This is a genomic window from Microbacterium sufflavum, from assembly GCF_023101165.1.
Classification (GTDB): Bacteria; Actinomycetota; Actinomycetes; order Actinomycetales; family Microbacteriaceae; genus Microbacterium; species Microbacterium sufflavum.
In genome coordinates this window covers 2,786,296-2,805,173 of the sequence record NZ_CP078076.1, presented here as the reverse complement: position 1 = coordinate 2,805,173, position 18,878 = coordinate 2,786,296, and the positions used below count along the sequence as shown (strand labels likewise).

Sequence of the window (18,878 nt, the reverse complement as noted above, 5' to 3'; positions counted from 1 at the left end):
CGCGCCGCGCTCAGGCGGGGATGACGCCCATACCCAGCAGCACGAGCAGCACGGTGCCGAGCAGGATGCGGTAGATCACGAACGGCAGGAAGCTGCGCTTCGAGATCCAGCTCATGAAGAACGCGATCACTCCGAGCGCCACCACGAAGGCGACACCGGTGGCCGCGAGCGTGTCGCCGAAGGAGAAGAACGACGGCTCGCCCCAGCTCTTGAACACCTGGTAGAAGCCGCTGCCGAAGACGGCGGGGATCGCGAGCAGGAAGGCATAGCGCGCAGCAGCCGCCCTCTCGTAGCCCAGGAACAGCCCCATCGTGATCGTGCCGCCCGACCGCGAGACGCCGGGGATCAGCGCGAGAGCCTGCGCGAAACCGAACGCGATGCCGTGCGGATACGTCAGATCTCCGAGCTTGCGCCGCTTGGCGCCCACGTAGTCGGCGATTCCGAGCAGGATGCCGAACAGGATGAGCATGATCGCCACGAGCCACAGCGAACGGAACACCGTCTCGATCTGGTCCTGGAACAGCAGACCGAGCACGACGATCGGAACGCTGCCGATGATGATCAGCCACCCCATGCGCGCATCCGGGTCGTTGCGCGGCACCGCGCCGGTGAGCGAGCGGAACCACTGGGACACGATGCGGACGATGTCGCGCCAGAAGAACACGACGACGGCGGCCTCGGTGCCGATCTGCGTGATGGCGGTGAACGCCGCACCCGGGTCCTCCCCCGACGGCAGGAAGGTCCCGAGGATGCGCAGATGCGCACTCGATGAGATCGGGAGGAACTCGGTCAGTCCCTGGACGATCCCCAGGATGAGCGCTTCGAACAGATGCATGGCAGGGCCTTCAGATCTCGGGAGGGCACGGAGGGCGCGAGCGTCACTCAGTACGTGCGCAGCAGATCGGTCAGCACCCGCTGACCGAAGACAAGAGAGTCTACGGGCACCCGCTCGTCGACTCCATGGAACATGCCCGTGAAATCCAGGTCGGCGGGCAGTCGCAGCGGTGCGAAGCCGTACCCGGTGATGCCGAGAGCCGCCAGCGCTTTGTTGTCGGTCCCGGCGCCGAGCAGGTAGGGGATGACGGGAACGCCCGGATCGTGGCGTCCGAGAGCCGCGACCATCGCGTCGACCAGGTCGCCGGAGAACGCCGTCTCCATGCCGATGTCCCGCACCACCGTCTCGATGCGGATGTCGTCGCCCACGATCTGCTGGAGCTCGGCGAGCACGTCGTCCTCGGTGCCGGGGATCACGCGCACGTCGATCAGCGCCTCCGCACGCTCGGGGATCACGTTGTGCTTGTATCCCGCGGCGAGCACGGTGGGATTTGTGGTGGTGCGGAACGTGGAGCGCAGGAACGCCTCCGCCGGGCCCGCGGCCGCCGCCAGCGCGTCCGGGTCGTCGACGCTGCGCCCGCTGAGCGCGCTGAGGCCCTCCAGGAGCGCCGTCGTGGTGGGCGTCAGTCGGATGGGCCAGCGCGTGCGGCCGATCGCGGCGACGGCCTCGGCGAGCCTGGTCACCGCGTTCTCCTCATGCAGACGACTGCCGTGGCCCGCGCGACCGGTGGCGACCAGCCGGATCCAGATCAGCGCCTTCTCGCCCACCTGCAGGAGATAGGCCCGGCGATCGTCGACCGAGATGGAGTACCCGCCCACCTCGCTGATCGCGTCGGTCGCCCCGGCGAACCACTCCGGGCGATCCTTGACCACGAGCGCCGACCCCTCGACACCACCGTTCTCCTCGTCGGCGAAGAACGCGAGCACGAGATCGCGCTCCGGCTGCTCCCCCGCGCGGAGGATGTCGGCGACCGACGTGAGGATCATCGCGTCCATGTTCTTCATGTCGACCGCGCCTCGGCCCCACAGCATGCCGTCGCGCACGATCCCGGCGAACGGATCGACGCTCCAGTCCTCGGCGACCGCCGGTACGACGTCGAGGTGACCGTGGACCACGAGGGCGGGCTTGCTCGCATCGCGTCCCCGCACCCTCGCCATGACGTTCGTGCGTCGCGGCACCGGCTCGTAGTACTCGACCGGCAGCCCGAGCGCCTCCAGAAAGGCGCCGACGTACTCCGCGGCCTCCCGCTCCCCCTTCGCGTTTCCGCCTCCGTAGTTGGATGTGTCGAAGCGGATGAGGTCGCTCGCGACGCGCGCGACCTCGGGCAGCGAGGGTTCGGTCATGCGTCCCAGGCTATCGAAACAGCGAGCCACGCCCGGGCGTCGCGCCCAGTTCGATCGCCCCTTCAGAACGTGCTAATGTCATTCTTCGGTCGGCAACGACACATCCCACACCTGCGCGGGTGGCGGAATGGTAGACGCGCTAGCTTGAGGTGCTAGTGCCCGATAGGGCGTGGGGGTTCAAGTCCCCCTCCGCGCACAGACACGAAGGCCCCGGATCCCCACGGATCCGGGGCCTTTGTCGTACCGCCTCGCCGTCAGACGGCACCCACGCCGAACAGCAGGCCCAGCGCATAGGTGATCGCCGCGGCTCCGAAGCCGATCGCGAGCTGACGCAGGGCGCGGCGCAGGGGCGGCCCGCCCGACAGCACCCCGACCATGGCTCCCGTGCTCAGCAGCGCGACGCCGACCAGGACGAGGGCGACGATGATCGCCGTCGGCCCCTCGAGCCCGAAGATCCACGGGAGGACGGGCACGATCGCTCCGGACGCGAACAGCAGGAAGCTCGAGATGGCCGCCGTCCAGTCGCTGCCGACGATCTCGTGGTCGTCGGCCCCCTGGACCGCGACCGGACCCGTGGCCGCCCGACGCACGCCCTCCTGGGCGGCCGACACGATCCGACGAGCCCGGGCGAGCGACTCCGTCTGATCCATCCCGCGGGCGCGGTACACGAGGGCCAGTTCGTTCTCGTCGATGTCGAGGTCGGCGGCGGCGGCCGCGGCGTCCTCATTGGCCTCCGTCGCCGCGAGCAGCTCGCGCTGCGACCGCACCGACACGAACTCGCCCGCACCCATCGACAGCGCCCCGGCCAGCAGGCCGGCGATCCCGCTGAACAGGACGAAGCCCGAGCTCACCCCGGTCGCCCCGATGCCGAGCACGAGGGCGAGATTGCTCACGAGACCGTCGTTGGCGCCGAACACCGCCGCACGGAAGGAGCCGGAAAGCCGTCGCCGTCCGCGCGCCGCCAGGCCGCGCACGACCTCGTGGTGGACCTTCTCGTCAGCGCGCATCGCAGGGGTCGCCCAGCGCTCGGCATCGTACGGCGACCGAGCCTCGGCACTCTGCGCCAGCGCGAGGACGAAGATCGACCCGAACCGTCCCGCCATCCAGCCGAGAAGACGCGAGCGCAGGCCCGCCCTCGGAAGCCGCCGCGGTTCACCGCCGAGCAGATCGAGCCAGTGCTTCTCGTGCCGGCGTTCGGCCTCGGCCAGTCCCAGCAGGATCGCGCGCTCCTCCCCCGTCCGACGGGCGGCGAGGCGGCTGTACACGGCTCCCTCGGCGCGCTCCTCCACGAGGTAGCGGGCCCATCGGCGGCGGTCAGAGGCCGTCGAATCCGCGGCGGCAGGGGCAGTCATGGGTCCTCCAGGAATCAGCGTGCCCGATGCGCGGGCAACCGTTCCACGCTATCCGCGAGCGGAGCGCGCAACCGCGTCCTGGCACCGATTGCCAGCATTTCGGGGATCCGAAGCAGACGCGGTGGTGATCCCGGTCAGGAGCGGACGCGCTTGCGGAGGACCTCGATGCGCGACTGCAGCTGAGTGACCGTGGCCTGCGCGACCGCCGGCCCCCCGCAGATGCGCCGGAGCTCGGCGTGCACGGCGCCGTGCGGTTGTCCCGACTGGCGCGCGTACAACCCGACCAGGCTGTTCAGCAGCTGCCTCTGCTCGCGGAGGGTGCGGTGGAGCGGCGCGGGAAGCGTCGTGGTGGCCGTCGCCGGCTCCGCGGCCTCGCGCACCTCCCGGTGCCGGGACTGCCGCGCCTGGCGCTGCATCAGGAGCTCGTGCACGTGCTCGGGCTCGAGCAGACCGGGGAAGCCGATGAACTCCTCCTCCTCCGGCGTGTTCGGCTCCGCGAGCTGACCGAACTCCTTGCCCTCGAACACGACGCGATCGAAGTGCGCGACGGACGAGATGGCCTGGTAGCTGAACTCCTGGGTGAGTGCGTCGGAGGTCTCCTCCTCGCGGTTCGCACTCTCCAGGAGCGAGTCGTCGAGACCGTCCTCGTCTTTCGAGCCGCGGTCGAGCGCGTGATCGCGCTGCTTCTCCATCTCGTTCGCGAGCTTCATCAGCACGGGCACGTGGGGCAGGAACACGCTCGCCGCCTCGCCCCGGCGTCGGGCCCGCACGAACCGGCCGATCGCCTGCGCGAAGAACAGCGGGGTCGACGACGAGGTGGCGTACACGCCCACCGCGAGCCGCGGCACGTCCACGCCCTCGGACACCATGCGCACGGCGACCATCCAGCGCTGGGTGCCGGCGGAGAACTTCTCGATGCGCTCCGACGCCGTGGCATCGTCGGACAGCACGATCGTGGGCTGCTCGCGCGTGATGCTGTGGAGGATCTTCGCGTACGCCCTGGCCACGGTCTGATCGGTCGCCAGCACGAGCCCGCCCGCGTCCGGCACGTGATGGCGGATCTCGGTGAGGCGACGGTCGGCGGCGGAGAGCACGGCCGGCATCCAGTCGCCCTCGGGGTCGAGGGCCGTGCGCCATGCCTGCGACGTGACGTCTTTCGTGTTGTCCTGACCGAGATGGGTCTCCAGCTCGTCGCCCGCGCTCGTGCGCCAGCGCATCTTGCCCGCGTACATGTGGAACAGGACCGGACGGACGACGCCGTCGGCGAGAGCACGCCCATAGCCGTACGCGTAGTCGGTGCTGGACACGCGGGCACCCGTCTCGTCGGGCAGGTACTCCACGAACGGGATCGGCGCGGTGTCGCTGCGGAACGGGGTACCCGAGAGCAGCAGCCGCCGCTTCGCCGGGCCGTACGCGTCGCGGATCGCATCGCCCCAGCTCAGCGCGTCGCCGCCGTGGTGCACCTCGTCGAGAATGACCAGGGTCTTCGCGTCTTCCGTGAGGTGGCGATGGATCGACGACTTCGCGGCGACCTGCGCATACGTGACGACGACGCCGTGATAGTGCCGCGCGGGGGCCCAGTGGCTGTTGCGGAACCGCGGGTCGAGCCGGATGTGCACCCGAGCCGCCGCATCGGCCCACTGCGTCTTCAGGTGCTCCGTCGGGGCCACCACGATCACCCGGTCGACCTCGCCCATCCGCATGAGCTCCACCGCGAGCGTCAGCGCGAACGTGGTCTTGCCGGCGCCCGGGGTCGCAGCGACGAGGAAGTCGCGCTGGTCGGCCTGGAAGTAGGCGTCGAGGGCCTCCTGCTGCCACGCGCGCAGCTTGCTCGCCGTTCCCCACGGGGCGCGCTGAGGAAAGGAGGGAGAGAGCATCGACTCCACGATAATCGCTGCCGGGGACACCACGGCATCCGCCGCGATCGCCGCGCGCGTCCGCCCCCGCGGAACCCCCGACGGGTAGGCTCGGTCACTGCGCAGCGGCCGACCGCCGCCCGCAAGCCCCCGCGAAGGAGAGCTGGATGAGCGACCAGGAATCGACCAGGAGCCCCTACGTCCCGAACGAGACTCCGCATCCGTGGCGACGGTTCGTCGCCATCGGCGACTCCTTCACCGAGGGCATCGGCGACCCCGACCCCGTGAACCCCGGCGCCCACCGCGGCTGGGCCGACCGCGTCGCCGAGGTCCTCGCACAGCAGGTCGACGACTTCGCGTACGCCAACCTCGCCGTGCGCGGCAAGCTCATCGCCCAGATCGTCGCCGACCAGGTGGAGCCGGCCGTGGCGCTGCGACCCGACCTGATCTCGATCTGCGCGGGTGGCAACGACGTCATCCGCCCCGGCACCGACCCGGACGCGATCGCCGCCCAGCTCGAGGACGCCGTGTCGCGCCTGTCGTCCACGGGCGCCGCCGTCATCCTGTTCACCGGGATCGACACCGGGTTCACCCCGGTGTTCCGACCCTTCCGCGGCAAGGTCGCGATCTACAACGAGAACGTGCGCGCGATCGCGGAGCGGCACGACTGCATCGTCGCCGACCAGTGGGCGCTCAAGGTCGTGCAGGACGCGCGATTCTTCGACGACGACCGTCTGCACTACAACGCGCTCGGGCATCACGAGGTGGCCCGCATGGTGCTGCGCGCCCTCAACGTCCCGAACGATCTGGAGGCCATGCAGCCCGAGCCGCTCCCCCTCCGTACGTGGCGGGCGGCCAGGGCCGAAGACCTGGGCTGGGCGCGGGAGCACCTCGTGCCGTGGGTGCTGCGGCGGCTGCGGCATCAGTCCTCGGGCGACAACATCGCCGCCAAGCGGCCGGAGCCCGGACCGGTGATCCTCCCCGGCCGCGACTGATCGGTCAGTTCTGCAGCGCCCACAGCGCGACGGCAGCGGCGGAGGCGACGTTGAGCGAGTCGACGCCGCCCGACATGGGGATCGTCACCACGGTGTCTGCCGCTGCCAGCGCCTCCCGCGACAGACCGTCCCCCTCCGAGCCCATCAGCAGGGCGACCCGCTCCGGGCGCTCCGCAGCGTAGACATCCAGCGGTACCGCGCCGTCGTCGAGGGCGAGAGCGGCGACGTCGAACCCCTGCGCGGTGAGGTCGCGCATCCCCGCACCCAGGTCGGCCATGCGGGTCCACGGCACCTGGAACACCGTTCCCATGCTCACCCGCACGCTCCGGCGGTACAGCGGATCGGCACAGCGCGCCGAGACCAGCACCGCGTCGGCCCCCAGCCCGGCGGCCGCCCGGAACGCGGCGCCCACGTTCGCATGGTCACCCAACCCCTCCAGCACCAGCACCAGCCGGGCCCCGCGGATCACGTCGGCGACCGGGGCGAGGGCGGGGCGCTGCATCGACGCGAGGGCTCCGCGGTGCACGGCGTAGCCCGTGACGCGTTCGGCCAGTTCGTCGGAAACGACCAGCACCGGGACCGGCAGCTCTCCGAGCACACGCGCCATCTCCTCGACCCGACGTTCGGCGACGAGCACGGAGCGCGGGCGGTGACCGGCCGCCACCGCGCGCTCGATCACCGTCGTCGTCTCCGCGATGTAGAGCCCCTCGGCCGGCTCGGTGACGGCCCGCAGCGCCGTATCCGTCAACCCGCGGTAGTCGTCGAGCCGCGGGTCGTCGAGGTCGGTCACGGACATCAGGTGCATCCCTCCACTCTGCCAGCGCGAGACCGGCCCCGTCGCCGCGCCGTAGACTCGCACGGGGAGGTCCTGTGAGCGCGTCGAACACCGCCGAGTCATCGGCCACCCTCGGCAGGGTCGCCGACCTGCTCCGCGGCCGGCGCATCGCCTTCCTCACCGGAGCCGGGATCTCGACCGACTCGGGCATCCCCGCCTATCGCGGCGAAGGCGCGCGCACGCGCAGCGACCCCATGACGATCCAGACGTACCTCGGTGACGAGGCCGCCCGACGGCGGTACTGGGTGGGCGGGCACCTCGGCTGGCGCGCGTTCGCACAGGCCGCCCCCAACCCGGGACACCTGGCCGTCGCTGCGATGGAAACCGCCGGGACCGTGTCCGGTGTCATCACCCAGAACGTCGACGGCCTGCACCTGCGGGCCGGCAGCTCGCACGTGATCGAGGTCCACGGCACCATGCGCCGCGTCCTGTGCCTGCACTGCGGACAGGTGTTCGACCGACGCGACATCGCCGTGCAGATCGAGGAGCTCAACCCCTGGATCACCGTGCCCGAGAACGTGGCCCTCGCACCGGATGGCGATGTGCTGCCCGAGAGCACGGACGGCTTCGTGATCCCCGCGTGCACGGTGTGCGGCGGGATGCTCAAGCCCGACGTGGTGTTCTTCGGCGAGTACGTGCCCCAGGACCGATTCCGCGCGGCCGAATCCCTGCTGCGCTCCAGCACGGCCCTGATCGTCGCTGGCTCGTCCCTGGTCGTCAACTCCGGCGTGCGGCTCGTCGACCGCGCCCGACGCCGGGGGATCCCGCTCATCATCGTCAACCGCGAACCGACACGCGCCGACGCCTGGGCGGACGCCACGCTCGCCGCAGGCACCAGCGACGTCCTTCCCGCCCTCCAGGAGCTGCTGCAGTGACCCACCTCACCCTCATCCGCCACGGACAGACCGACTGGAACCTCGCGAGGCGCATCCAGGGCTCCACGGACATCCCCCTCAACGACACCGGGCGCGAGGACGCACGCTGGGCCGCGGAGAAGCTCGCCGGGACCGCGCACCACGCCGTGTACACGAGCCCGCTCTCCCGCGCCAGGGAGACCGCGGAGATCATCGCGCACCGTCTCGGGCTCGACATCGCCGGTGTCGTCCCCGACCTGCGCGAGCGGGAGTTCGGCGAGGGCGAGGGACTCCTGGTCCCCGACTACATCTCGACGTACGGCGACTGGCACGCGGAAGTTCCCGGCGCCGAGTCGCTGCCCGACGTCGGGGTGAGGGCGATCGCGGCCCTGCACCGCATCGCCAGGGAGGCGCGACGGCGTTCGGCCCCGCAGGCGGAGTCGGTGCTCGTGGTCACGCACGGCGGAGTGATCCGCGCCGTGATCGATCACGTCTCCGGCGGCACGCTCCCCCGCGAGGGCACCGTTCTGGGCAACGGCTCGGCGCACCGCTTCGTCGCGGCACCGGGGTACCTGCGACTGCTCGACGAGTCGCCCGTGCTCTGACGCCCCGGCACTCCGGTCACGCGGTGGATGACGCGGCCTCAGCGGGCGCGGGAGACCACGAAGCGCGCGTGCCGGAGCACGGGCTCGTCGACCATGCGACCGTCGAACCGGAAGACACCGCGCTCCGTGGCGGCTGCCTCCAGCACGGCCCTCGCCCACGCGACGGTCTCGGCGTCTGGGCGGTAGGCCTCTCGCACGATGGACACCTGGCTCGGGTGGATGCACGCCGTGGCGCGGAAGCCGGATGCCGCAGCGTCGGTGGCCTCCTGCTGCAGCCCTTCCAGGTCGCCGATGTCGACGTGCACGGCATCGATGGCTGCCTTGCCGTGCGCGCCCGCCTCCAGCAGCACGCGCGAGCGGGCGTAGCGGGCGACGTCGCGGTAGAGGCCGGCCGCGGTCCGCGAGGACGTGCCGCCGAGTGAGGCGACCAGATCCTCCGCTCCCCACATCAGGGCGACCACCCGCGGGTGCGCCGCGATGTCGGGCGCCGCGTGGACACCGCGCGCCGTCTCGCACAGCGCGATCAGGTCGTACGCGTCGCCGAGACGGTCGAGATCGGACGCGCTCTCGCTCTTCGCGACCATGACCGTCCGGAAGCCCGTCTCCGCCAGGGCCGCGAGGTCGGCGTCGAACTCGGCGGAGCTCGGCGCGTTCACCCGCACGATCACGCGCGCCGGGTCGAGCGCGGCCGATCGCACGTTCGCTCTGGCCTCGGCCTTCGCCGCCGGAAGCACCGCGTCCTCCAGGTCGAGGATGACCGCGTCGGCGCGGTCGACCGCCTTCGCGAAGCGCTCCGGGCGATCCGCCGGGCAGAACAGCAGCGCGGGGCCGAGGTCGAAGCTCATGCGGACGCCTCCGGGCGGCAGCGGACCAGTACCGTGCGCGTGGCCGTGGCGACCACGGTGCCGTCCTGGTTCCGCCCCGTGTGCGCGAGTCGCACGACCCCCGTCCCCGGGCGGGAGGATGACAGGCGCTTCTCCTCCACGACGGTCTCCGTGGTGAGGGTGTCGCCCGCGAACAGCGGGTGCGGGAACGCGATGTCGCCCATGCCGAGCTGCGCCACGAGCGTGCCCTGCGTGAGCTGCGCCACCGAGGTCCCGACCATCGTGGACAGGGTCCACATCGAGTTGATCAGTCGCGCGTGGAACGGCTCGCTGGCGTCGGCGAAGGCGGCGTCGAGGTGCAGCGCCTGCGTGTTCATGGTGAGCGTCGTGAAGAGCACGTTGTCGGCCTCGGTCGCCGTGCGCCCCGGTCGATGCAGGTACCGCACGCCCGTGTCGAACTCCTCGAAGTACAGTCCGCGCTGCTCGATGTCGCGCATGCTCATCCCTCCACGCTACCCGGCGAGCCCCAGGGCCCTGGCGATCACCAGCAGCTGGACCTCCGTCGTGCCCTCGCCGATCTCGAGGATCTTGGAGTCGCGGTAGTGGCGTGCCACGGGGAACTCGTTCATGAAGCCGTTGCCGCCGAAGATCTGCGTCGCATCCCGCGCGTTGTCCATCGCGGCCTCTCCCGCCACGAGCTTCGCGATGGCCGCGGCCTCCGCGAACGGGGAGCCCGCGTCGCGCAACCGGGCGGCATGGTGCCACGCGAGTCGCGCGGTGTGCACACGCGCACGCATGCGGGCGAGCGTGAACTGGGCGTTCTGCCGGGTGCTGAGCGCGCTGCCGAAGATCGTGCGACTCTTCGCGTAGGCGACCGCCGCCTCCAGGCACCCCTCGGCCGCACCGGTGGAGAGGGCGGCGATCGCGATGCGACCCTCGTCGAGGATGCTCAGGAAGTTGCGGAACCCGCTGCCACGCGCCCCCAGCAGGTTGCCGGCGGGCACCCTCGCCCCGTCGAACGTGAGCGGGTGGGTGTCCGAGGCGTTCCAGCCGACCTTGTCGTAGGGCGGCTCGACCGTGAACCCCGGGGTGCCGTTGGGCACGATGATCGTCGAGATCTCCTTGCGTCCCTCGGTCGCGCCGGTCACGGCGGTCACCGTCACGAAGCGCGTGATCGGCGTGCCGGAGTTGGTGATGAACTGCTTGGACCCGTCGATCACCCAGTCGTCGCCGTCGAGCCGTGCGGTGGTTCGCGTGGCGCCGGCGTCGCTTCCCGCCTCCGGCTCCGTCAGCCCGAACCCGGCGAGAGCGCGTCCGGCGAGCAGGTCAGGCAGCAGTTCGCGCTTCTGCTCGTCCGAGCCGAACCGGTAGATCGGCATCGCGCCCAGGCTGACCCCCGCCTCCAACGTGATCGCGATCGACTGGTCGACCCGGCCCAGCGCCTCGATCGCGATGCCGAGCGCCATATAGTCGCCGCCCTGTCCCCCGTACTCCTCGGGGAAGGGAAGGCCGAACAGCCCGAGCTCGCCCATCTGCGCAACCACGTCCATCGAGAGCGTGTGCGTGCGGTCGGCCTCGTAGGACTGCGGGGCGACCACGGTGTCGGCGAACTCCCGCACCATCCCCGCGAGCTCGCGCTCCTCGTCGGTCAGGCTCTCGATCATCGGTCGTCCTCCATCGTCGTCACCCGGGCGACCGGTTGGTCGCGCCGTACCTGGTCGCCGGTCGCGACCAACAGGTGCACCACCCCGTCGTGCGGGGCGAGCACCTGGTGCTCCATCTTCATGGCCTCGATCGCGACGAGCGGCTCGCCGGCCGCGACGACCGCGCCGTCCGCGACGTGCACGGCCACCACGCTCCCCGGCATCGGGGCTCGTCCCTCCGGCTCGCTCGCGCGACCACCGTCGCCGGTCGCGGCCAGCCGACGCTGGAGGCGCGCGCGCCGATCCACGGGCAGAAGCCTCATGGTGGCCCCGTCTTCGACGACCCACACCGCCCCGTCGGCATCCACGGCCGCGCGCACCGTCGAACGTCCGGGATCGGCGTCGTGCAGCTCGACCACCGCGTCGTCATCGGTGAGCACGGTGAGGGGCGCGACCGGAGCGGGATCGGCGCCGAGCCGCCACCCGGCGAGTCGTCCCCACAGCGGGTCGGCGGCTCGCGGCGATGCCCCGACGGGCTGGAGAGCGGCGGCTGCAGCGGCGAGCTGCGATGCGGAGGGTCGGCTCGGCTCCAGCGGGAGCAGCGTCTCGATCAGCCCCGTGTCGAGGTCGCCCGCGACGACACGCTCGTCGTGCAGCAGCCGCCTCAGGAACCCGATGTTCGTGTCGACCCCCAGCACCACGGTGCGCGCCAGGGCGTCGTCCAGGCGGCGGAGGGCGGTCGCCCGGTCGTCGGCGTGAGCGATCACCTTCGCGATCATCGGATCGTAGTAGCCCGTCACCACGCTGCCCGTCTCGACAGCCGCGTCGACCCGGACCCCGTCCGGGGCCTCGAACAGCAGCACGGTCCCGGTGGACGGCAGGAAGCCGCGCTCCGGAGCCTCGGCGTACACGCGCGCCTCGACGGCATGACCCCGCCCGCGTGGCTCGACCTCGAGGGGACGACCGTCGGCGACCTGCAGCTGCAGCGCCACGAGGTCGAGCCCTGTCACCTCCTCCGTCACCGGGTGCTCGACCTGGAGGCGCGTGTTCATCTCGATGAAGAACACGTTCTCCGGGGCGTCCGCATCGACCAGGAACTCCACGGTGCCGGCCCCGACGTAGGCGACGCTCTCCGCTGCGCGCACCGCCGCCGTCCGGAGCCGGTCGCGCGTGTCCTCGGGGATGCCGGCCGACGGCGCCTCCTCGATGACCTTCTGATGCCGTCGCTGCAGCGTGCACTCGCGCTCGCCCAGCGCCACCACCCGGCCGTGTGCATCGCCGAAGACCTGCACCTCGATGTGCCGCGGCCGGGCGATGAGCCGTTCGAGGATGAGCGCGTCGTCGCCGAAGGCCGCGGCGGCGACCCGTCGCGCGGAGGACAGGGCGGGGCGCAGTGCGGCCGCGTCCGCGACGACCTCCATGCCCTTGCCGCCTCCGCCCGCGCTCGGCTTCACCAGGAGGGGGAACCCAACCGCGTCCGCCTCCTCCTCGATCTCCGCGTCGGACAGCCCACGTGCGTCGAACCCCGGCACGACCGGCACCCCGCTCCGCGCGACGTGCTCCCGCGCCCTGGCCTTGTCGCCCATGACCTGCAGCGCCGTCACGGAGGGGCCGACGAACACGATTCCGCTCTCGGCGCACGCCTCCGCCAGCCCGACGCTCTCGGACAGGAAGCCGTAGCCGGGGTGGATCGCCTGCGCGCCGGTGGCCCGCGCGGCCGCGACGACGGCATCGATGTCGAGATAGGACTCGGCCGCCGGAGCCGGCCCGATGCGGACCGCCACGTCGGCCTCGCGCACATGGGGTGCCCCCGCGTCGGCATCGCTGTAGACCGCGACACTGCGGATACCCAGAGCGCGGAGCGTGCGGATGATGCGTCGGGCGATCTCGCCGCGGTTCGCGACGAGGACGGTGGTGAACGAGAGAGAGGGTGACGAAGACATGGGGCTCACATCCGGAAGACGCCGAAGCGCGGTTCGGGCAGCGGGGTGCGGGAGACGACATCGAGCGCCAGCCCGAGCAGGTCGCGGGTCTGCGCGGGGTCGACGATGCCGTCGTCCCACAGGCGCGCCGTGGCGTAGTACGGCTCGCCCTGCCGCTCGTACTGCTCGCGGATCGGCTCCTCGAACGCCGCACGGTCGTCGGGCGCCCAGGTCTCACCGCGCGCGGCCAACTGGTCTTCCTTCACCGTGGCCAGGACGGATGCGGCCTGAGCACCGCCCATGACCGAGATGCGGCTCGCCGGCCACGTCCACAGGAACCGCGGGGAGTAGGCGCGTCCGCACATCGAGTAGTTGCCCGCCCCGAACGACCCGCCGATGATCACGGTGAGCTTCGGGACACGGGTGGTCGCGACCGCGGTGACCATCTTGGCCCCGTCCTTCGCGATCCCTCCGGCCTCCGCGTCCGACCCGACCATGAAGCCGGTGATGTTCTGCAGGAACAGCAGCGGGATGCCGCGCTGGTCGCACAGCTCGATGAAGTGGGCGCCCTTGAGCGCCGACTCGCTGAACAGCACGCCGTTGTTCGCGACGATGCCGACCGGGTGTCCGTGGAGGCGCGCGAAGCCGGTGACGAGGGTGGTGCCGTATTCGGCCTTGAACTCCCGAAAGCTATCGCCGTCGACGAGCCGGTCGATCACGACGTGCACGTCGTAGGACGCGTTCACGTCCACCGGGACCACGTCGTACAGTGAGCCCGTCTCGGACGGCGGTCTGCTCTCGACGACCTCCCAGGCGGGCGGGGCGGGCGCGGGAAGCGTCGCGACGATGTCCCGCAGGATCTCCAGTGCGTGCTCGTCATCTTCCGCGAGGTGGTCGACGACGCCGCTGCGCTTCGCGTGGAGCGCTCCACCCCCGAGCTCCTCCGCGGAGACGACCTCGCCGATCGCGGCTTTCACGAGCGGAGGTCCGCCCAGGAAGATGGTGCCCTGATCGCGCACGATCACCGTCTCGTCGCTCATCGCCGGGACGTACGCTCCCCCGGCGGTGCACGACCCGAGCACGGCGGCGAGCTGCGGAACACCCGCGGCCGAGAGGCGCGCCTGGTGGAAGAAGATGCGCCCGAAGTGGTCGCGATCGGGGAAGACCTCGTCCTGTCGCGGCAGGAACGCCCCGCCCGAGTCGACGAGATACAGGCACGGGAGGCGGTTCTCGAGCGCGATCTCCTGTGCCCGCAGGTGCTTCTTGACCGTGAGCGGGTAGTAGGTGCCGCCCTTCACGGTCGCGTCGTTGCAGACGACCATGACGTGGCGGCCGTGCACGAGTCCGATACCCGCGATGACGCCGGCCCCCGGCGCCTCTCCCCCGTACAGGCCGTCCGCCGCCAGCGGAGCGATCTCCATGAAGGGGCTGCCCTCGTCGAGCACCCGCGCGACTCGGTCGCGCGGAAGCAGCTTGCCGCGCGCGACATGACGTTCGCGCGACGCCTCCGGACCGCCGAGGGCGGCGGTCGCGATCCGAGCACGCAGCTCGTGCGCCAGATCTTCCTGGGTTGCCGGCATCGTGATGTCCTCCTCGACCCACGACCGCGCCACGGACTGCCCTGGCGCGGTGCACGCATTCTCGGTTAGTGTTCACTAACCCGATGATTCAGGTTAGCGAGGATTAACTGAGATGACAAGCCCGCTCACCGCCAGGGACCGTGCGAAAGCCGAACGGTCCGACGCGCTGCTGCACGCTGCCGCCCGGCTGTTCGCCGATCGCGGCTACACCGGCGTGAGCCTCGAGGAGATCGGTGCCGCGGTCGGCGTCTCCGGCCCCGCCGTCTATCGACACTTCGCGGGGAAACAGGCGCTGCTCGGCGCCGTGCTCGTCAAGGTCAGCCACGACCTGGTCGACGGGGGTGACCGCGTGGCGACCGCCGCCGCGGACCCCCAGGAGCGCATGCGCGCGCTCATCCGGTTCCACGTGGACTTCGCTCTCGGCAACGCCGAGGTCATCCAGGTGCAGGACCGCGACGTCGCGCATCTGGCCGACGGCGATCGCGCCGAGGTCCGCCGGCTCCAGCGTGCCTACATCGAGCTCTGGATGGACGCGCTCGCGGCGATCGATCCCCGCGACGACGTCGCCCGCGACGAACTCCGGCTGCGCGTCCAGGCGTGCTTCGGGCTGATCAACTCGACGCCCCACAGCACGCGCGCCGCGATGAGGCGGCACTCCGCCACCGCGACCGTGCTGGTCACGATGGCGGAGGCGGCGCTGCGCGCCCTCATCTGAGCAGCATCGCCCTGCCGGGCTCCTCGAGTACGTCGGCCACGGCCTTCAGGAACGCGGCGCCCTCCGCGCCGTCCACGATCCGGTGGTCGAACGAGAGGCTCAGCGTCATCACCTGACGCAGCGCGATCTCCCCGGCGTGTTCCCACGGCTGCCGCCTGACCGCGCCGACCGCGAGGATGCCCGACTGACCCGGCGGCAGGATCGGCGTCCCGGCATCCACGCCGAACACTCCGATGTTCGAGATCGAGAACGTGCCACCGGACAGCTCCGCGGGCGACGTCTTGCCCGCGCGGGCCGTCTCCGCGAGCGACGCGATGGCATCCGCGAGTTCGACCAGGGTCATCCGCTCCGCATCGCGGATCATCGGCACGATCAGGCCCCGGTCGGTCGCCGCGGCGATCCCGAGGTCGACGTAGCCGTGCTGGACGATCTCGCCCGCCTCTTCATCCCACCGCGCGTTCAGGCCCGGCGCTCCGCCGAGGGCAAGGCACACCGCCTTCGCGACGACGGCGAGCGGACCGATCCGGTGGCCACTGAGTGCGCGGTCCTCGCGCAGTCGTGCCAGCAGGTCCATCGTCGCGGTGACGTCGACCGTGTGGAACACGGTGACGTGCGGCGCCGTGAACGCGCTCTGCACCATCGCCGCCGCGGTGTGCTTGCGCACTCCCCGGATCGGGATGCGGGTCTCGCGGTCGGGCTGGTGGCCGGTCGGACGAGCGGCACTCCCCGGCACGGGCGCGGGCGTGCGCGTCGCGTCCGAGCGGGCCGCGAGCCGCTCGGCGTACGCGTCGACATCCTGACGTGTGATCAGCCGGTCGCCGACCTCCGCCGCGACCAGCACCAGGTCGACGCCGAGGCGCTTCGCGTGCGCCCGCACGGGCGGCGTCGAGCGCGGCCGTTCGATCACGGTCTCCACGGACGCCGAGGGCGAGGCGTCGTGGGGGGCGGCCTCCAGCACCGCGGTGTCCGCCGCCGGACTCGCGCCACCGATCCGACGGGCACGCCGCGCGGGCCGGCCCGCCGTCGTGGGAGCAGCACCGTAGCCGACGAGGTTCGGCTGCGTCTTCTCGCTGCCTTCGGCCTCGGCACCCTCGACCGCGGGGGTCGGAGTCTGCGGTTCCTCACCGGCGACGTCGAAGGCGATGAGCGGTGCCCCCACCGCCACGGTCTCGCCCGCCTCGGCATGCAGGCTGGACACGGTGCCCTCGTAGGGCGAGGGCAGTTCCACCACGGCCTTCGCGGTCTCGACCTCGGCGAGGGTCTGGTTCAGCGCCACCTTCTCGCCGGGCGAGACGAGCCACTGCACGACCTCCGCCTCGGTGAGCCCTTCCCCCAGGTCGGGCAGACGGAACTCGGCGATCATGCGTCCGCTCCCGTCAGGCTGTTCGGGCGGTCCATCACGCGATCCACGGCGTCGAGGATGCGGTCGAGGTCGGGCAGATGGTACTTCTCGAGCTTCGCGGGCGGATACGGCACGTCGTGTCCGGTCACGCGCAGCGGCGCGTGCTCGAGGTACTCGAAGCAGCGCTCGGTGATGCTGGCGATGACCTCGGCACCGAGCCCGGCTTCCCTGGAGGCTTCATGCGCGACCACGACCCGGCCCGTCTTGCGCACCGAGGAGGCGACCGAGTCGTAGTCCACGGGCGAGAGCGAGCGGAGATCGACGACCTCCAACGACAGCCCCTCGTCTTCAGCGGCGTCGGCGGCCTGCAGCGCCGTCGTCACCATCGCACCGTAGGCGATCACCGTCGCGTCCGTGCCCGCACGGACCACACGGGCGAGTCCCATCGGCGGCGCGTCGGCGAGCGGTGCCTCCAGGTCGACCTCGCCCTTGTGGTGGTAGAGGCGCTTGGGCTCGAAGAAGACGACAGGGTCGTCCGAGGCGATCGCCTGGCGCAGGCTGCGGTACGCGTCCTCCGGGTTCGACACCGCGACGACGCGCAGCCCCGCGGTGTGCGCGAAGTAGGCCTCCGGCGACTCGGAGTGGTGCTCCGCGGCTCCGATGCCCCCGGCCCACGGGATGCGGATCGTGAGGGGCATCTTCACCCGGCCCTGAGTCCGATAGTGCAGCTTCGCCACCTGCGACACGATCTGATCGAATGCCGGGTACACGAAGCCGTCGAACTGGATCTCGACCACCGGGCGGTAGCCGCGGAACGCGAGCCCGACCGCCGTGCCGACGATGCCCGACTCGGCGAGCGGGGTGTCGATCACGCGCGCGGCGCCGAACTCGTCGAGCAGCCCATCGGTGATGCGGAACACCCCTCCGAGCTTGCCGATGTCCTCGCCGAGGAGCACGACCTTGTCGTCGTCGCGCATGGCCTGACGCAGTCCGGCGCCGAGGGCCTTGCCGAGCGTGAGCTGGGTCATGTCACACCTCGCTCTCGAACGACGCGAGATACGCGGCGTATTCGTCGCGCTGACGCTCCAGCCCCGTGTGCGGCTCGGCGTACACGCCGTCGAACACGGCCAGCGGCGGACGCGTGACCATTCCGAGACAGGCCGCCCGCATCTCCTTCGCCACCGCGTCAGCCGCCGCCTGCGTGTCCGCCACGTGGTCGTCGTCGAACTCCCCCACACTGCGCAGGTACGCCTCGAGCCGAGCGATCGGATCCCGCCGACGCCAGGCCTCCAGCTCCGCGTCGTCGCGGTACCGGGTGGGGTCGTCCGCGGTGGTGTGCGGGCCCATGCGGTAGGTCACGGCCTCGATGTACGCGGGTCCACGGCCGGAACGCGCATGGTCGAGGGCCCACCGCATCGCCGCCAGGCACGCAAGCACGTCGTTGCCGTCGACCCGCAGGCTGGGGATCCCGAATCCGGGCGCCCGTCCCGCGATCGGGTACTGCGACTGCACCGCGACCGGCTCCGAGATCGCCCAGTGGTTGTTCTGACACACGAACACGACGGGGGCCTGGTACGAGGCGGCGAAGATCATCGCCTCGTTCACGTCACCCTGACTCGTCGCACCGTCCCCGAAATAGGTGACCGCCACTTCCGGCGCCTTCTCGTGCTGGATCCCCAGTGCGTAGCCGACGGCGTGGAGCGTCTGCGCGCCGATGATGATCTGCAGCGGCGCGACACCGAGAGCGGCGGGGTCGTACGCCGCCCCCTCCTCCCCGCGCCACATGCGCACGTAATCGCCCGGCTGGGCGCCGCGCGCGTAGATCACGCCGGTCTCGCGGTAGCTGGGGAACACGAAGTCGCGGGGGTCGAGAGCTCGAGCGGTGCCGATCTGCGTCGCCTCCTGGCCCTGACACGGCGCCCACAGTCCGAGCTGACCCTGACGCTGCAGCGCCACGCCCTCCGCGTCGATGCGACGGAGTACGACCATGTCGCGGTGGAGCGCGCGGAGCTGCGCGGCGTCCACGTCCACGACGAACGGGTCGAGGCGCGGGTTCTGAACGCGGGACCCGTCCGGGGCGAGAAGGCGCTCCGAGAGTTCCAGATCCTGGGCGGTGTCTGCGATCGGTGTGGCCTGCGGTGACATCGTCGTCCTCCTCGTCCGGCGGCCCTCGTGGG

17 protein-coding genes and 1 tRNA gene are annotated in these 18,878 nt (G+C 71.3%); 5 read left to right on the top strand and 13 right to left on the bottom strand.

The window, feature by feature from the left end:
• Positions 1–10 precede the first annotated feature (10 nt).
• Together KV394_RS13605 and KV394_RS13600 are read right to left on the bottom strand one after the other, a co-directional pair.
• Positions 11–835: an undecaprenyl-diphosphate phosphatase gene (locus KV394_RS13605; RefSeq protein ID WP_136032346.1), complete on the bottom strand. Its 825-nt coding sequence runs from the start codon at positions 833–835 to the stop codon at positions 11–13.
• A gap of 47 nt (positions 836–882) precedes the next feature.
• Complete coding sequence (locus tag KV394_RS13600) at positions 883–2,178, bottom strand: M20/M25/M40 family metallo-hydrolase (protein ID WP_247981665.1); 1,296 nt, start codon at positions 2,176–2,178, stop codon at positions 883–885.
• A gap of 113 nt (positions 2,179–2,291) precedes the next feature.
• Here KV394_RS13600 and KV394_RS13595 point away from each other — a divergent pair.
• Positions 2,292–2,374: transfer RNA gene (locus tag KV394_RS13595), tRNA-Leu, on the top strand.
• A gap of 58 nt (positions 2,375–2,432) precedes the next feature.
• Here KV394_RS13595 and KV394_RS13590 read toward each other — a convergent pair.
• Positions 2,433–3,530, bottom strand: a complete 1,098-nt coding sequence (locus KV394_RS13590; protein WP_136045237.1) for a VIT1/CCC1 transporter family protein — start codon at positions 3,528–3,530, stop codon at positions 2,433–2,435.
• Positions 3,531–3,664: 134 nt separating this feature from the next.
• Positions 3,665–5,407, bottom strand: coding sequence for a DEAD/DEAH box helicase (locus KV394_RS13585; RefSeq protein ID WP_136032340.1), 1,743 nt, complete (start codon positions 5,405–5,407; stop codon positions 3,665–3,667).
• A 146-nt stretch (positions 5,408–5,553) separates the two neighbouring features.
• On the opposite strand from KV394_RS13585, the gene KV394_RS13580 reads away from it, so the two are divergent.
• Positions 5,554–6,381 carry an SGNH/GDSL hydrolase family protein gene (locus KV394_RS13580; RefSeq protein ID WP_136032337.1) on the top strand — a complete coding sequence of 276 codons (828 nt, stop codon included), beginning with the start codon at positions 5,554–5,556 and terminating at the stop codon, positions 6,379–6,381.
• A gap of 4 nt (positions 6,382–6,385) precedes the next feature.
• On the opposite strand, the gene KV394_RS13575 is transcribed toward KV394_RS13580, so the two are convergent.
• Positions 6,386–7,186 (bottom strand): TrmH family RNA methyltransferase, encoded by an 801-nt coding sequence (locus KV394_RS13575; protein WP_247981664.1) that lies wholly within the window; start codon positions 7,184–7,186, stop codon positions 6,386–6,388.
• A gap of 65 nt (positions 7,187–7,251) precedes the next feature.
• On the opposite strand from KV394_RS13575, the gene KV394_RS13570 reads away from it, so the two are divergent.
• Complete coding sequence (locus tag KV394_RS13570; RefSeq protein WP_136032333.1) at positions 7,252–8,091, top strand: Sir2 family NAD-dependent protein deacetylase; 840 nt, start codon at positions 7,252–7,254, stop codon at positions 8,089–8,091.
• Entirely contained in the window at positions 8,088–8,675 is a 588-nt protein-coding gene (locus KV394_RS13565; RefSeq protein ID WP_247981663.1) for a histidine phosphatase family protein, read from the top strand. Before KV394_RS13570 ends, KV394_RS13565 begins: the two co-directional genes overlap by 4 nt.
• Before the next feature lie 38 nt (positions 8,676–8,713).
• On the opposite strand, the gene KV394_RS13560 is transcribed toward KV394_RS13565, so the two are convergent.
• Genes KV394_RS13560 through KV394_RS13540 form a run of 5 tightly spaced genes read right to left on the bottom strand, consistent with a single transcriptional unit; the run spans position 8,714 to position 14,644 of the window.
• Positions 8,714–9,520, bottom strand: coding sequence for an HpcH/HpaI aldolase/citrate lyase family protein (locus KV394_RS13560; RefSeq protein WP_247981662.1), 807 nt, complete (start codon positions 9,518–9,520; stop codon positions 8,714–8,716).
• Positions 9,517–10,002 (bottom strand): MaoC family dehydratase, encoded by a 486-nt coding sequence (locus KV394_RS13555; protein ID WP_136045241.1) that lies wholly within the window; start codon positions 10,000–10,002, stop codon positions 9,517–9,519. The genes KV394_RS13560 and KV394_RS13555 overlap by 4 nt, the downstream gene beginning before the upstream one ends.
• Before the next feature lie 9 nt (positions 10,003–10,011).
• Positions 10,012–11,163, bottom strand: a complete 1,152-nt coding sequence (locus KV394_RS13550; protein WP_136045242.1) for an acyl-CoA dehydrogenase family protein — start codon at positions 11,161–11,163, stop codon at positions 10,012–10,014.
• Positions 11,160–13,085, bottom strand: a complete 1,926-nt coding sequence (locus tag KV394_RS13545) for an acetyl/propionyl/methylcrotonyl-CoA carboxylase subunit alpha (RefSeq protein ID WP_247981661.1) — start codon at positions 13,083–13,085, stop codon at positions 11,160–11,162. Before KV394_RS13545 ends, KV394_RS13550 begins: the two co-directional genes overlap by 4 nt.
• A gap of 5 nt (positions 13,086–13,090) precedes the next feature.
• A complete protein-coding gene (locus KV394_RS13540; protein ID WP_247981660.1) occupies positions 13,091–14,644 on the bottom strand; it encodes a carboxyl transferase domain-containing protein in 1,554 nt (517 codons plus the stop codon).
• 112 nt (positions 14,645–14,756) lie between these two features.
• On the opposite strand from KV394_RS13540, the gene KV394_RS13535 reads away from it, so the two are divergent.
• Positions 14,757–15,359, top strand: coding sequence for a TetR/AcrR family transcriptional regulator (locus tag KV394_RS13535; protein ID WP_247981659.1), 603 nt, complete (start codon positions 14,757–14,759; stop codon positions 15,357–15,359).
• Here the strand turns inward: KV394_RS13535 and KV394_RS13530 are convergent.
• From KV394_RS13530 to pdhA, 3 genes are read right to left on the bottom strand one after another with little or no spacing between them, the layout of a single operon-like run.
• Entirely contained in the window at positions 15,352–16,722 is a 1,371-nt protein-coding gene (locus KV394_RS13530; protein ID WP_247981658.1) for a dihydrolipoamide acetyltransferase family protein, read from the bottom strand. The two genes, KV394_RS13535 and KV394_RS13530, sit on opposite strands and share 8 nt — an antisense overlap.
• Positions 16,719–17,729: an alpha-ketoacid dehydrogenase subunit beta gene (locus tag KV394_RS13525; protein ID WP_247981657.1), complete on the bottom strand. Its 1,011-nt coding sequence runs from the start codon at positions 17,727–17,729 to the stop codon at positions 16,719–16,721. Before KV394_RS13525 ends, KV394_RS13530 begins: the two co-directional genes overlap by 4 nt.
• A 1-nt stretch (position 17,730) precedes the next feature.
• Positions 17,731–18,846 (bottom strand): pyruvate dehydrogenase (acetyl-transferring) E1 component subunit alpha, encoded by a 1,116-nt coding sequence (gene pdhA, locus KV394_RS13520; protein WP_247981656.1) that lies wholly within the window; start codon positions 18,844–18,846, stop codon positions 17,731–17,733.
• Between the last annotated feature and the right edge of the window lie 32 nt (positions 18,847–18,878).

What these genes read in the sequence shown, in the direction of transcription:
- KV394_RS13540 (WP_247981660.1), bottom strand. Translation starts at nt 14,644, where the DNA reads ATGCCGGCAACCCAGGAAGATCTGGCGCACGAGCTGCGTGCTCGGATC.
- KV394_RS13605 (WP_136032346.1), bottom strand. Translation starts at nt 835, where the DNA reads ATGCATCTGTTCGAAGCGCTCATCCTGGGGATCGTCCAGGGACTGACC.
- KV394_RS13525 (WP_247981657.1), bottom strand. Translation starts at nt 17,729, where the DNA reads ATGACCCAGCTCACGCTCGGCAAGGCCCTCGGCGCCGGACTGCGTCAG.
- KV394_RS13580 (WP_136032337.1), top strand. Translation starts at nt 5,554, where the DNA reads ATGAGCGACCAGGAATCGACCAGGAGCCCCTACGTCCCGAACGAGACT.
- KV394_RS13575 (WP_247981664.1), bottom strand. Translation starts at nt 7,186, where the DNA reads ATGCACCTGATGTCCGTGACCGACCTCGACGACCCGCGGCTCGACGAC.
- KV394_RS13530 (WP_247981658.1), bottom strand. Translation starts at nt 16,722, where the DNA reads ATGATCGCCGAGTTCCGTCTGCCCGACCTGGGGGAAGGGCTCACCGAG.
- KV394_RS13555 (WP_136045241.1), bottom strand. Translation starts at nt 10,002, where the DNA reads ATGAGCATGCGCGACATCGAGCAGCGCGGACTGTACTTCGAGGAGTTC.
- KV394_RS13545 (WP_247981661.1), bottom strand. Translation starts at nt 13,085, where the DNA reads ATGTCTTCGTCACCCTCTCTCTCGTTCACCACCGTCCTCGTCGCGAAC.
- KV394_RS13550 (WP_136045242.1), bottom strand. Translation starts at nt 11,163, where the DNA reads ATGATCGAGAGCCTGACCGACGAGGAGCGCGAGCTCGCGGGGATGGTG.
- KV394_RS13590 (WP_136045237.1), bottom strand. Translation starts at nt 3,530, where the DNA reads ATGACTGCCCCTGCCGCCGCGGATTCGACGGCCTCTGACCGCCGCCGA.
- pdhA (WP_247981656.1), bottom strand. Translation starts at nt 18,846, where the DNA reads ATGTCACCGCAGGCCACACCGATCGCAGACACCGCCCAGGATCTGGAA.
- KV394_RS13600 (WP_247981665.1), bottom strand. Translation starts at nt 2,178, where the DNA reads ATGACCGAACCCTCGCTGCCCGAGGTCGCGCGCGTCGCGAGCGACCTC.
- KV394_RS13585 (WP_136032340.1), bottom strand. Translation starts at nt 5,407, where the DNA reads ATGCTCTCTCCCTCCTTTCCTCAGCGCGCCCCGTGGGGAACGGCGAGC.
- KV394_RS13560 (WP_247981662.1), bottom strand. Translation starts at nt 9,520, where the DNA reads ATGAGCTTCGACCTCGGCCCCGCGCTGCTGTTCTGCCCGGCGGATCGC.
- KV394_RS13535 (WP_247981659.1), top strand. Translation starts at nt 14,757, where the DNA reads ATGACAAGCCCGCTCACCGCCAGGGACCGTGCGAAAGCCGAACGGTCC.